The organism is [Empedobacter] haloabium (genome assembly GCA_008011715.2).
GTDB lineage: Bacteria > Pseudomonadota > Gammaproteobacteria > Burkholderiales > Burkholderiaceae_D > Rugamonas > Rugamonas haloabia.
Map to the genome: position 1 here is coordinate 1,638,904 of CP136508.1, position 12,592 is coordinate 1,651,495.

Consider the following 12,592-nt stretch of genomic DNA (forward strand, 5'->3'; position numbering starts at 1 on the left):
TTAACAACAATAACCCCGTCTCGGGGCTGATCGACTTGGAATACCTTTATTTGCTGGTCACCTTCGTGGTGGCCATTATCGCTTTGCGCGCCGCGACGGAGGCCAGGAGCAAGGTGCGCGAGCTCGAGCGCCGCAACGCGCTCTTGCAGAGTGCGCTGAACGAGTTGCGCGGACGCGTCGACTACTGGGTCGGCCGTCAGGCGGCGTCAACCGAGCCCGCTGCGCCGGCCGCGCAACCCATCCCCGCCGCGGCAGCCCCGGCGCCCGAGGCCGCGCAGCCACCCGCAACGTCAACGCAGCCGGCGCCCGCGGCGGCGCCTGGAGCTGCCGCGCGCACTGCCGCGCCGGCGTCCATTTTCCCGGTCTTCGCCACCGGGACGCCCGCTGTCCAGATGCCGCAATGGCAGCCGCCGCCGGTGCGCGCACCGCAGGCGGAGCACACGCCCGAACCGGTCGCCAAAGCGGTGCCGGCCGCGCCACAGCCAACGCCGCCCGCGCCCGCCGCCAAACCTGAGCCGGCCCGCCCGGCCTCGCGCCCCGCGCCGGCCTGGGTGGAGGCCGCCCGGCGCTGGCTGTTCACGGGCAACCTGGTGGCCAAGCTGGGCCTCGTCATCCTGCTGATCGGCGTCAGCTTCCTGCTGAAATACGTGGCCAGCCAGATCGTCATCCCGATCGAACTGCGCATCGCCGCCGTCGCCGTGGCCGACATCTTCCTGCTGCGCTGGGGCTGGCGCATCCGCGACTCGCGGCGCGCCATCGCGCTGCCGGTGCAGGGTGCGGCCATCGGCATCTTCGAGCTGCTGACCTTTGCCAGCTTCCGCCTGTACGACCTGATCCCCGGTGGCGCCGCGTTCGTGCTGCTGTTCGCGCTGACCGTCTTCACCTGCCTCCTGGCCGTCATGCAGAACGCCGTGTGGCTGGCGCTGTTCGGCATCGTCACCGGCTTCGCCGCGCCGATCGTGACGTCGACCGGCGGCGGCAGCCATATCGGGCTGTTCTCCTACTACGCTCTGCTCAATGCCGGCATTTTCGCCATCGCGCTGAAGCGTTCCTGGCGCTCGCTCAACCTGGCCGGCTTCATCATGACCTTCGGCATCGGCACCGCCTGGGGCCTGCGCTCGTACACGCCGGCCGATTACCTGTCGGTACAGCTGTTCCTGCTGCTGTTCGTGCTGTTCTACACCGGCATCTCGCTGGCGTTCGCCGCCAGCAGGCAGGTCGGCCAGCGGCCGTATATCGACGCGATCCTCGTGTTTGGCACGCCGGTGGCAGGTGCCGGCCTGCAGTTCGCGCTGGTGCGCGACATGCCGTTCGGCGTCGCCTTTGCCGCGCTGGGCATGGGCCTGTATTACACGGCGCTGGCCGTGTACTTGTGGCGTCACCGGGGCGAGCACTTCCGCCAGCTGGTCGGCTCCTTCCTGACGGTAGGTGTGCTGTTCGGTACCCTGGCCATTCCGATGGCACTGGACGGCCGCGCCACGTCGGCGGCGTGGGCCGCCGAGGGGGCCGCCATCGTCTGGGCCGGCTTGCGCCTGCAGCGCCGCCGCACCTGGATGTTCGGCCTGGCCCTGCAGCTGGGCAGCTGGCTGGCCTTCCTCGGCAGCACGGCAAGGCTGACGCCGCAACAGGCGCTCGACGCGTCGATGTGGCTGGGCTTCCTGATCCTGGCCGCCAGCGCCGGCGTGATGGCGTGGCGCTTCCAGGCCGTGGGCGACCACGGCCGGGCCCGCAATGGCATCCGCATGGGCCTGTGGTGGCTGACGGCCGCCACCCTGCTGATCGGCGCGTGGATCGAGATCGGCCTGCGTGCCGACGGCACCGTTCGCGCCGCGCTCCTGGCCGGCAGCGCCTTGCTGCTGTGCGCCGCCGTCGCCACCGCGGGGCCGCGCTTGCGCGTGGCCGGCACGCGTGTCGTGGCGCTGGCGATCCAGTTGCTGGCCGCGCTGGCCGTGCTGTGGCAGATCCTCGGCTCCTGGACACTTGGCACCGGCAACTGGGCCGAACGGCCTGTCGTGGCGATCCTGATGATCACGGGCAGTGCGCTGTTCAGCGCATGGCGCCTGCGCGAGGACGCGCCGCGCTGGTCGCGCACGATGCTGGCCTGGAGCGCCGCCTGGTGGTATGGCAGCGTGGCGAGCATCGGCGCGGACCTGCTGGCAGACCTGATCGACATCCGCTCCGGCATCGTCTCGCTGGACTGGTGGTCCGCCTATGCGCTGTGCATCGCCGTTTCCGCGCTGCTGTTCACGTTGGCCGCGCGGCGGCTGGCCTGGCCGGCCTTGCGCTGGCTGGCCGCGCCGTGCTGGCTGGCGCTGGGGCTCGCACTCGCCACCGCATTGGTGATCCTGTACAGCGGCCACACACTGGCCTGGCGCGAGTGGGGCGTGTTGGCGGTGCTGCTGGTCGTCAGCGAAGTGCTGCTGCAGGGCTGGCCGCGCAACGGCTGGGAGCTGGGCCGCAAGCGCACGCTGGCGGTACACGCGCTGCGCACGGCTGGTCCGTGGCTGGTGATCTGGCCGGCGGGGTACGAGCTGCTCGTGCGCTGGCTGGCCGGTCCCGCGCTGTACCGGGACTTGCTGGCGACGGCCGGCTGGGATGCCGCCGGAGTGTGGGGCCAGTGCCTGCCGGCCTGGCTGCAGATGGGCGTGCTGGCCTGGCTGCTGCGCGCGGTGCGCCAGGAGCGCTGGCCGGTGGCGCCGTTCGGCCCCTGGTACGCGCGCATGCTGCTGCCGCTGGCGACCCTCTGGTGCGTGCTGCGGGTGATCTGGTGGAATCTGGTGCAGGACGGCGGCATGGCGCCGCTGCCTTATCTGCCCTTGCTCAATCCAGTGGACCTGTCGACCGCCTTCGCCGCGGCGCTGGTATTCGCGCACTGCCGCGTGGCGCTGCCGGATCTGGCCGCAGCGGCGCGTGGCCGGCTGCGCTGGCTGGCCGGCGTGGCGGCATTCGGCTGGCTCAACCTGATGCTGCTGCGCACGGCGGCGCACGTGCTGGATCTGCCGTACGAGGCTGGCGCGCTGCTCGCCTCGCGCGCGGTGGAGGCGATGCTGTCGCTGGTGTGGGCGCTGTCGGCACTGGTGCTGATGCGCTTTGCCGTGCGCCGGTCCTTGCGCGCGGCCTGGCTGGCCGGGGCGGCCATCCTGCTGCTGGTGGTCGCCAAGCTGTTCCTGGTCGATCTCGATGGCAGCGGCAGCATGGAGCGCATCGTGTCGTTCGTCGGCGTGGGCCTGCTGATGCTGGCAATCGGCTACCTGGCGCCATTCCCGACCGACAGATCGGGACCCGACGACAAACGCGATGGAGAAGCGGCATGAGAGGTTCGATGATTTCCGGCGTCGCGCTGGCCTGGCTGGCGCTGGGCAGCGCCGCGGCGGCCGAGAAGGCAGGCGACAAGGCGGACGACTACGGCTGGCAGCAGAAGCTGTCCACCAGCGGCCGCGAGGCTGTGGTGCAGTACCGTCTGCCGGCCGGCGTCTACCTGCACGCGCGCTCGGCGCGGCTGGACGACCTGCGCGTCTTCGACAGCCGCGGCACCGTGCTGCCGTTCGCGCTGCGGGCGCCGGCCGAACAGGCGCAGGCCAGCCGCCATTCGGTGCCGGTGCGGATATTCCCCGTCTTCGGCGCGCCGGACGACAGCGCCGCCAGCACCGCCATCGACATCCGCCGCACGGCGGACGGTGCGCTGGTCTCGCTGGGCACGCGCAACCCGGCGCGCGCCGATGCGCCGCTGGCCGCCCTGGTGCTGGACATGCGCCCGGACCAGCAACGCGACCCGCAGGCGCCCGGTACGTTCGACATGCTGCGCTTTACGCTGCCGCCGGGCACCCAGCGCTACCAGGCGCTGCTCGCCGTGGAAGCCAGCGACGACCTGAAGACCTGGCGCGAGGTCGCCCAAAGCCAGGTCAGCTGGATGGTCAGCGGCGATGGCGCGGCGCTGGCCGCCGACCGGATCGAGTTCGAGCCGCGCGAATTCCGCTATGCCCGCATCCGCTGGCTGGAGGGCAAGCCGCTGCAGTTCGCCGCCATCACGGGCGAAGCCGTGCATTACATGGGCCAGGCCGCGCCGCTCGACACGCTGGTGCTGCCAGCCACCCCTGGCAAGAACCCGGGCGAATGGCTGTACGCGGCATCGAGCGCGCTGCCGGTGCAGCGTATCGGCCTGGAGCTGGCCGAACGCAACGTCAGCCTGCCGGTGGAGCTGGGCCGCTACACCGAGCTGCCGGCATTGAAGGGGCGCAGCGCCACCACCTGGCGCTTCGATCCCATGCTGAAGGCGACGTTCTACCGCATCGAGCAGGGCGGGCGCGAGCGCCGCTCGGGCGACCTGGCGATCGAGCCGACGCACCAGCCGCACTGGGTGGTGCGGCCGCTGACGCCGACCGAGAGCAAGCCCTCGCTGCGGATCGGCTGGGCACCGGCCACGCTGGTATTCCTGGCCAGCGGCCATGCCCCATACACGCTGGCTTACGGCCGCGACGATGCCAGGCCGGCCACGCGCGACCTGGCCGAAGTGGCGCCCGGCCTGTCGGCGGCGGAGATCGGCAAGGCCGAGCAGGTGACGGCAGGGCCGGAGCAGGCCACGCCACGCGCGCAGGAGCGCGCGGCCAGCGCGGCCGAACAGGCCGCGACGGCGTCGCAGTATCGCAAGGCGGCCCTGTGGGCGGCGCTGCTGGCGGGACTGGCGGTGCTGGGAGGGATGGCGTGGCAGCTGCACCGGCAGATGAAGGCGGGGCAGAAGTAAAGGAAGATGCGTCTAGGGTCTGTCCCCGCAGGGGACTGACCCTGGTTTTAATCGCAGAACCATGCAAGTCAAGCGATAAAAACCGGGGTCAGTCCCAAAAAGCGGGACAGACCCCAAGCGAGCGTCTGTCCCCTGGGGTTTACATCAGGTACGGCCGATCAGGAAGTTGGTCAGCAGCGGCACCGGACGGCCGGTGGCACCCTTGGCGCCGCCCGACTTCCAGGCCGTGCCGGCGATGTCCACGTGCGCCCAGGTGTACTTGCGGGTGAAGTTCTCCAGGAACGCGGCGGCCGTGCACGAGGCGCCGCCCGGCGTGCCGATGTTGGCCAGGTCGGCGAAGTTCGATTTCAGCTGCTCGTTGTACTGCTCGCCGATCGGCAGGCGCCAGGTGGTGTCGCTGACGGCCTTGCCGGCGTTCGCCAGTTCCTCGGCCAGCGCGTTGTGCTGGTCGTCGTCACGGGTGAACAGGCCGCTGTGGTGGTGGCCCAGCGCGACCACGCAGGCGCCCGTCAGCGTGGCGATGTCGATCACGGCGGCCGGGTTGAAGCGTTCCGCGTAGGTCAGCGCGTCGCACAGGATCAGGCGGCCTTCGGCATCCGTGTTCAGGATCTCGATGGTCAGGCCGTTCATCGACGTGACGATGTCGCCCGGCTTGGTGGCGCGGCCGGACGGCATGTTCTCGCAGGCGGCCACGATGCCGATCACGTTCAGCTTCAGGCCCAGTTCGCCGATGGCGCGGAAGGTGCCCAGCACGGAGCCGGCGCCGCACATGTCGTACTTCATCTCGTCCATGCCGGGGCCCGGCTTGATCGAGATGCCGCCCGTGTCGAACGTGATGCCCTTGCCGACCAGGACCACCGGCGCGTCCTTCGGCTTGCCGCCCATGTGCTTCATCACGATGAACTTGGGCGGCTGCTCGCTGCCGTTCGTGACGGACAGGAAGCTGCCCATCTTCAGCGCTTCGAGCTGCTTGCGCTCCAGCACTTCCACGTTGAACTTGTAGTCCTTGCCCAGCTTCTTGGCCGTCTCGGCCAGGTAGGTCGGGGTACAGACGTTCGGCGACAGGTTGCCCAGGTCCTTGGTCAGCTGCATGCCGTTGGCGATGGCGATCGCCTGCGCCAGGGCCAGCTTGGTGGCGGCGTTGTTCGGCACGGCCAGGGCCAGCTTGCGCACGCCGGCGGGCGCCGGGTCCTTCTTCGACTTCTGCGCATCGCTGCGGTAGGCGGCGTCGCGCGCGATCTGCACCACGGTGCGGATCGCCCAGTTGACGTCGCGCTCTTTCACTTCCGTCATCGGTAGTGCGATAATGGCGTCCGCCGCGCCGAGGGTCGAGAACACCTTGACGGCGGCTTGCACCGCACCGGTAAAGCTTTTCTCCGTCACGCCTTCCACGTTACCCAGGCCGACCAGCAGGACGCGCTCCGCCGCCACGCCCGTGACGCCGCGCAGCAGCAGCGTGGAGCCGGGCTTGCCCGTGATGTCGCCGGATTTCAGTGCGGCCGTGATTTCACCGCTGCCGTCGAGGGACTGGGCCGCTTGCGAGAGCTTCTTGTTTTCGAAAACAGCAACTGCGACACAGCCGGTCTTGGCCGACGTGATGGTGTTCTTTGTGTCGAATGCTTTTATGCTAAAGTCCATTTGGTTCTCCGTAGGTATGCCGTGGTGGCCTTGCGCATGACAGTGTCTTCTGGACGCGGTCACCGCTGTAAACTAACTTGCTAAGCGAATTATAAACTTCGAATGATTTTTCAACGTGCCTTGAGGCGTGAGCTGGCCAGCTCCGCAGGGGCTACCTTTACGGTGCTGTTTACCATCATCGTCACGTGGACCCTGATCACCATCCTGGGCAGGGCTGCCGGGGGCAAGGTGGCATCGTCCGACGTGCTCGCGCTGATCGCCTTCGCGGCCCTGAATTATCTGCCAATGATACTGATACTCACCAGTTTTATTTCGGTGCTGATGGTCGTCACGCGCAGCTATCGCGATTCCGAAATGGTGGTATGGTTCGCTTCCGGGCAGAGCCTGACCAAGTGGATCAGGCCCGTGCTCACGTTCGGCTTCCCCATCATCCTGCTGACGGGCGTGCTGGCGTTCTACGCCACGCCCTGGGCCAAGCAGAAAAGCGCCGAATACGTCGAGCGCTTCGCCAAGCGCGAGGACCTGCAGAAGGTCTCGCCCGGCCAGTTCAAGGAATCGTCGTCGGCCAACCGCATCTTCTTCGTCGAAGGGAACGCGGGCCAGACCGCGTCCGTGCAGAACGTGTTCGTCAACCAGGTCGATGCGCGCGGCACCTCCGTCATCGTGGCCAAGGAAGGCGTGATCGAGACGGCGCCGAACGGCTACCGCTACCTGGTGCTGAAGAACGGCCGGCGCTACCAGGGCACGCCCGGCCAGGCCGATTTCCAGACCATGGAGTTCGACCGCTACAGCATGCGCGTGGCGCAGCAAGCGCAGGAGCTCGACGCCAAGCGCGACGCCAACGCGATCCCCACGCTGGAGCTGCTGGCGCTGCCGACCAACGCGGCCCGCGCCGAGATCCTGTGGCGCATCTCGCTGCCGATCACCTGCCTGATCCTGATGCTGCTGGCGATTCCGATGGGCTTCGTCAATCCGCGCGCGGGCAGTTCGACCAACCTGATCATCGCGCTGTTGATCTTCTTCATCTATAACAATACCGTCAAGATGTTCGAAGCCGCGGTCAAGCAGGGCAAGTTCAGCTTCGAGATGGCCTGGTGGCCGCTGCACCTGCTGGCGGCGCTGACGGTGCTGGCGATGTTCGCCTGGCGCCTGAACGTCAACCACCGCCTGCATCCGCGCGCGCTGCTGGCCGGCCTGCGCCGCAAGGGAGCGGCACGATGAGCGTATTGCAGCGTTACTTCACCGTCTCCATCCTGCAGGCGGTCGCGTTCGTGCTGCTGGCCTTCCTGGGCCTGTTGGGTTTCATGGACCTGACGGGCGAGCTGCCTGGTGTGGGCAAGAACGGCTACGGCATGCAGCACGCGCTGCTGTACGTGATCGTGATGGTGCCGCAGCACGTGTACGAGATCATGCCGGTGGCGGCGCTGATCGGTACCATCTACACGATGGCGCAGTTCGCGTCGACGTCGGAATTCACCATCATGCGCGCGGCCGGCATGTCCACCCGCACGGCCGGCTGGATGCTGTTCAAGATCGGCATCATCCTGGTGGCCGTCACGTTCGTGTTCGGCGAACTGATCGCGCCGCGCACGGCCCTGATCGCCGAGCGGCTGCACCTGACGGGCAAGGGCGCCACCGTGTCGGCCGAGTTCAAGTCGGGCCTGTGGACCAAGGACATCGTCAAGAGCGAAGGACTGAAGGGCACCGTGCTGGGCTCGCGCTTCTTCAATGTGCAAAAAGTGCTGCCGGACGGGCGCCTGGTGGGCGTCAAGCTGTACGAGTTCGACAACAGCTTCCGCCTGCGCACGCTGACGGTCGCCAGGAACGGCGTCTACCAGGGCGAGAACGTATGGCGCCTGTTCGACGTCACCGAGAACCATTTCAGCAATCCGGCGCTGCTCAAGGGCGAGGCGACCGCGCGCAACAACTTTGCCCAGGAGACCGGCGTGGTGGCCACGCAGCGCCATGCGAGCAAGGACCTGCTGTCCGAGATCACGCCGAAGATCCTGTCGGTATCGGCCTCGGACCCGGAGCGCATGTCGGCCAACGAGCTGGCCGTGTACACCCGCCACCTGCAGGAAAACCGCCAGCAGACGGAGCGCTTCAAGATCGCCTTCTGGAAGAAGCTGATCGACCCGCTGGCGATCTTCGTGCTGATGGCGCTGGCGCTGCCGTTCGCCTACCTGCACACGCGCAGCGGCGGCGTCAGCCTGAAGATCTTCATCGGCATCATGATCGGCGTCGGCTTCCTGCTGGTGAACACGCTGTTCGCCCACCTCGGCCTGCTGTCCTCGCTGCCGGCCTTCGTCACGGCGATCATGCCGAGCCTGATCTTCCTGCTGCTGGCGCTGGCCGCCTTGTACTGGGTCGAACGACACTAGGAACCTTCATGAGCACACAAGCACTGATCCTGTTCGCCCACGGCGCCCGCGCCGCCAGCTGGGCCGCGCCGTTCGAGCGCCTGCGCGACCTGGTGGCCGCGCGCACGCCCGGCGTGGACGTGTCGCTGGCCTACCTCGAACTGATGGAGCCGCGCCTGCCGGAGCGGGCGGCGGCGCTGGTGGCGCAGGGCGTCACCCATCTCACCGTGGTGCCCGTGTTCCTGGGGCAGGGCGGCCACGTGCTGCGCGACCTGCCGTTGATGATCGACGAGCTGCGCGCGGCGCATCCTGGCTTGACGGTGAAAGTGGTCGAGGCGGCGGGCGAGAACGACGCCGTGCTGCGCGCGCTCGCGGATTACTGCGTCGGCGCGCTGTGACGGCGCCTTGCGTCGCGGCGGCGCAGACGGTCGCCGCCCGTGGCGACATTGCGGCCAACGTGGCGCGCCATGTCGCGCTGGCCCGGCGCGCCGCGGCCGAGGGTGCGCGGCTGGTGCTGTTTCCGGAATTATCCCTGACCGGCTATGAGCCCACGCTGGCGGCGGAGCTGGCGCTGTCGCCCGGCGACGCGCGCCTGGCGCCCCTGCGCGACGTGGCGTCGCGCGAGCGTATCTCCGTCGTCGCCGGCGCGCCGCTGGCCAATGCGGACGGCAAGCCACTGATCGCGGCATTGACGTTTACGCCGCAGGGCGGGCTGCACGTGTACACCAAGCAGTACCTGCATCCCGGCGAGGAAACCGCGTTCGCGCCCGGCACGGGTGGCGCCGCGCTGGACGTGGACGGCCGCCGCGTCGCACTGGCGGTGTGCGCGGAGATCGCCCATGCGCGGCACGCGGCCGCGGCGGCGGAAGATGGCGCGCGGCTGTATGCGGCCAGCGTGCTGGTGTCGGTCAATGGCTATGCGGCCGATGCGGCGCTGTTGCAAGGGTATGCGGCCATGCACCGGATGCCGGTGCTGATGGCCAACCATGGTGGCATGACGGGTGGCTGGGAGAGCGCCGGGCGCAGTGCGTTGTGGGATGAGCGTGGAGAGTTGGTGGTCGCGGCGGCTGGCGGGGGCGAATGCCTGCTGGTGGCGCGCTGCGATGATGTGGGCTGGCGCGGGCGGGTCGTGAAATAGACTGAAGGCGATGACCCACAGGTGACAGGCTCCTATCTTCGGGTCGGAGACCCGAAGATAGGAGCCTGTCACCTCGGGTTGCCTCTGGAGTCAGTTCTGCTCCCGCCGCGCATGCGCCAGCATGGCGGCGATGGTGGCGCCCGGCGTGTCGAACTCGCGCTGCACGGCGTCGCGCAGCGCGAGGGAGCGCAGCTCGTCCAGCGCCGCCGTCGTGACCTGCGCCGCCAGCTCCTCCTCGTCCACGCGCGCCAGCACCAGCGCGATCATCCGCACTTCCTTCGTATAGTTCAGCACCGTGGCCAGCAGCGCGGGCGCGGACGACGTGCTGCCGCTTTTCGCCAGCTGCTCCGTGTAGGCGTTCAGGTGGGTGGCCAGGTGGCTGACGCGTTCCAGCGGCTCCGGCAGGTGGCGCCGCGCCAGCGCCCAGTCCTCGGCGGCCACCAGGGCCGGCAAGGCCAGGTCGGCGCACTGCTGCGCCAGTTGCGGCATCTGGATGTCGACCTGGACGAACAACTCATGCGTGGCGCGTTCCTCGCCCAGCGCGCCGTTGATGGCGCTGATGTCGCGGAACAGTTCGCGGCTGGCGGCGCCGTTCAGCATGCGCGCCGTGTCGCGGTCGCGCAGGCCCTGCAGCGCGCGGCGCGCCAGCGGGAACTGCTCGGCGAGGTAGATCCAGTCGCGCAGGGCGAACGACAGCCGCACTCCCGCCATGCCCGGCTCGACGGCCAGCGCATTCTCGTGGAACCACAGGTGATCGCGCAGCGCATCCTCGAACCGGTTCTCCAGCCGGGCCTTGCGGGCCCGCTCCAATACTTCGTGTGCTTGTCCCATGACGTCTTTCGGTTCAATCGTGCAAAGGCGGTATTTTAGCGCGCCACGGCCGCGTCTTGTGACTGTCAAAATGATAGCGATAGGCAAGGTGGCGCCCCTCTCGCGCTGAGCGACTTAGACTTTTGTCCATGAACCAGGACCGGAACCCGCCCATCGACCGTACCGGCACCGCCACGGTGCCTGTTGCCCACTCACAGCCCGACGGCACCGTCACGGTGCCCGTCAGCCAGGAGGAGGTGGCGATCACGACCCGTGTCGTCGACACGGGCCGCGGCGTACGCGTCAGCAAGACCGTCACGGAGCAGCCCGAGGAAGTGCGGGAGATCCTGTGGCAGGACAGCATGGACGTGCGCCGGGTCCCGGTCGACAAGGTGGTGGCCCAAGCCCCACCGTCGCGTTACGAGGGCGACACCCTCGTGGTTCCGGTCCTCGAAGAGATTCTGGTGGTGGAGAAGCGCTACCGGATCAAGGAGGAGCTTCACATCACCAGGGTACGCAAGCAGCATGAGCACCGGGAGACCGTGCCGTTGCGGGTCGAAGACGTGCGCGTGGAAGCGTTCGACGACGGCCGGCCGGGCGATCGCCATCATCCATCACAGCAAGAGGAGAACGAATCATGAGCCATACCTTAGCAGCCGTGTTCGACAACCGTGCCGACGCCGAACGCGCGCGCGACGCACTGACCGCCGCCGGCATCGGCGCCAACTCGGTGAAGCTCAATGCGGCATCGACGGGAACGTCGACCGCGACGACCACGGGCTCCACCGCGACGACGCACGACGAGTCGGTCGGCGACAGCATCAAGCACTTCTTTTCCAACCTGTTCGGCGATGACGACGAACGCGTGGTGTACGGCGAGGCCGTCAACCGCGGCAACGTCGTGCTGACGGTGCAGACGGATACACAGGACGAGATCGAGCGCGCCGCCGACATCGTCGAAGGCTTCGGCCCGGTCGATATCGACGAGTACAAATCGCAGTGGCAGGCCAGCGGCTGGACCGGCGCCGAGGCGCTGCGGTCTGGCAGCGGCGCGCAACTGTCGGCATCGCGCCAGAGCGAGAACCTGCAGAACGGCGGCGCGCTGCTGCAGGGCTCGCAGCAGGGCCTGTCGAACAGCGGTTCGATGCAGCGTGCCGAGGTGGACGAGCGCGTCATCCCCGTCATGCAGGAAGAGCTGAAGGTCGGCAAGCGCATGGTGCAGCGCGGCGGCGTGCGCATCTACCAGCGCCTGGTCGAGACGCCGGTGCAGGAAAGCGTCAGCCTGCGCGAGGAGCACGTCAACGTGGAGCGCCGTCCGGTGGACCGGCCGATCGATCCGTCGCAAGTGGGCGCCTTCCAGGAAACGTCGTTCGAACTGCGCGAGAACGCCGAGGAAGCGGTGGTGCAGAAGACCGCCCGTGTCGTCGAGGAAGTCGTCGTCGGCAAGGAAGTCACGCAGCGCACCGACCAGATCAGGGACACGGTGCGCAGCACGCAGGTGGATGTGGAGCAGCTGGGCAGCACGGACGACGACGAGTACTACCGCAGCCACTGGACGTCCAACTACGGCAACCTGGGCGGCAGCTTCGACGAGTACGCGCCGGCCTACCGCTACGGCGCGTCGATGCGCGGCAGCGAATCCTATCGCGGCCGCTCGTGGGATGAGGCGGAGACGACGCTGCGCAGCAACTGGGAGAGCCACTATCCGACCTCGGCCTGGGACAAGTTCAAGGCCGCCGTCAAGCATGGTTGGGAGCGCATGACGTCGTAAGCGCGCCGGTCAGGGTCAGTCGCCGCAGGGGACTGACCCTGAAGTTTGGCTGGCCCGTCTAGCGGGTTCGGACACACGGTGCTGGGCCGCATGCCAGCACCGCGGTGCCTGCGAGGAGCGATGCTGCGCGAAGC

Annotated in this window: 10 protein-coding genes; 8 read left to right on the forward strand and 2 right to left on the reverse strand. The window is 68.4% G+C overall.

Annotation, left to right across the window (positions count from 1 at the left end; translation table 11 throughout):
* The first annotated feature begins 35 nt into the window (after positions 1–35).
* Together E7V67_007140 and E7V67_007145 are read left to right on the forward strand one after the other, a co-directional pair.
* Complete coding sequence (locus E7V67_007140; GenBank protein WUR14879.1) at positions 36–3,314, forward strand: DUF2339 domain-containing protein; 3,279 nt, start codon at positions 36–38, stop codon at positions 3,312–3,314.
* Complete coding sequence (locus tag E7V67_007145) at positions 3,311–4,741, forward strand: DUF3999 family protein (GenBank protein ID WUR14880.1); 1,431 nt, start codon at positions 3,311–3,313, stop codon at positions 4,739–4,741. The genes E7V67_007140 and E7V67_007145 overlap by 4 nt, the downstream gene beginning before the upstream one ends.
* Positions 4,742–4,885: 144 nt before the next feature.
* Here E7V67_007145 and E7V67_007150 read toward each other — a convergent pair whose 3' ends face one another.
* Positions 4,886–6,379 carry a leucyl aminopeptidase gene (locus E7V67_007150; GenBank protein ID WUR14881.1) on the reverse strand — a complete coding sequence of 498 codons (1,494 nt, stop codon included), beginning with the start codon at positions 6,377–6,379 and terminating at the stop codon, positions 4,886–4,888.
* A gap of 102 nt (positions 6,380–6,481) precedes the next feature.
* Between E7V67_007150 and lptF the strand changes: the two genes are divergently transcribed.
* From lptF to E7V67_007170, 4 genes are read left to right on the forward strand one after another with little or no spacing between them, the layout of a single operon-like run.
* Complete coding sequence (gene lptF / locus E7V67_007155) at positions 6,482–7,600, forward strand: LPS export ABC transporter permease LptF (protein WUR14882.1); 1,119 nt, start codon at positions 6,482–6,484, stop codon at positions 7,598–7,600.
* Entirely contained in the window at positions 7,597–8,760 is a 1,164-nt protein-coding gene (lptG, locus tag E7V67_007160; GenBank protein WUR14883.1) for an LPS export ABC transporter permease LptG, read from the forward strand. The genes lptF and lptG overlap by 4 nt, the downstream gene beginning before the upstream one ends.
* Before the next feature lie 8 nt (positions 8,761–8,768).
* On the forward strand, positions 8,769–9,137 hold the full coding sequence (locus E7V67_007165; GenBank protein WUR14884.1) for a CbiX/SirB N-terminal domain-containing protein: 369 nt from the start codon (positions 8,769–8,771) through the stop codon (positions 9,135–9,137).
* Complete coding sequence (locus tag E7V67_007170) at positions 9,134–9,877, forward strand: carbon-nitrogen hydrolase family protein (protein WUR14885.1); 744 nt, start codon at positions 9,134–9,136, stop codon at positions 9,875–9,877. Before E7V67_007165 ends, E7V67_007170 begins: the two co-directional genes overlap by 4 nt.
* A 90-nt stretch (positions 9,878–9,967) precedes the next feature.
* On the opposite strand, the gene E7V67_007175 is transcribed toward E7V67_007170, so the two are convergent.
* On the reverse strand, positions 9,968–10,708 hold the full coding sequence (locus E7V67_007175) for a hypothetical protein (protein WUR14886.1): 741 nt from the start codon (positions 10,706–10,708) through the stop codon (positions 9,968–9,970).
* Positions 10,709–10,836: 128 nt separating this feature from the next.
* On the opposite strand from E7V67_007175, the gene E7V67_007180 reads away from it, so the two are divergent.
* Positions 10,837–11,328, forward strand: coding sequence for a DUF2382 domain-containing protein (locus E7V67_007180; protein WUR14887.1), 492 nt, complete (start codon positions 10,837–10,839; stop codon positions 11,326–11,328).
* Positions 11,325–12,458, forward strand: a complete 1,134-nt coding sequence (locus tag E7V67_007185) for a YsnF/AvaK domain-containing protein (protein ID WUR14888.1) — start codon at positions 11,325–11,327, stop codon at positions 12,456–12,458. The genes E7V67_007180 and E7V67_007185 overlap by 4 nt, the downstream gene beginning before the upstream one ends.
* The last annotated feature ends 134 nt before the right edge of the window (positions 12,459–12,592 follow it).

Bases quoted from the DNA above. Each gene is read 5' to 3' on its own strand.
- E7V67_007145 (WUR14880.1), top strand. From the start codon at position 3,311: ATGAGAGGTTCGATGATTTCCGGCGTCGCGCTGGCCTGGCTGGCGCTG.
- E7V67_007150 (WUR14881.1), bottom strand. From the start codon at position 6,379: ATGGACTTTAGCATAAAAGCATTCGACACAAAGAACACCATCACGTCG.
- lptF (WUR14882.1), top strand. From the start codon at position 6,482: ATGATTTTTCAACGTGCCTTGAGGCGTGAGCTGGCCAGCTCCGCAGGG.
- lptG (WUR14883.1), top strand. From the start codon at position 7,597: ATGAGCGTATTGCAGCGTTACTTCACCGTCTCCATCCTGCAGGCGGTC.
- E7V67_007165 (WUR14884.1), top strand. From the start codon at position 8,769: ATGAGCACACAAGCACTGATCCTGTTCGCCCACGGCGCCCGCGCCGCC.
- E7V67_007175 (WUR14886.1), bottom strand. From the start codon at position 10,708: ATGGGACAAGCACACGAAGTATTGGAGCGGGCCCGCAAGGCCCGGCTG.
- E7V67_007180 (WUR14887.1), top strand. From the start codon at position 10,837: ATGAACCAGGACCGGAACCCGCCCATCGACCGTACCGGCACCGCCACG.
- E7V67_007185 (WUR14888.1), top strand. From the start codon at position 11,325: ATGAGCCATACCTTAGCAGCCGTGTTCGACAACCGTGCCGACGCCGAA.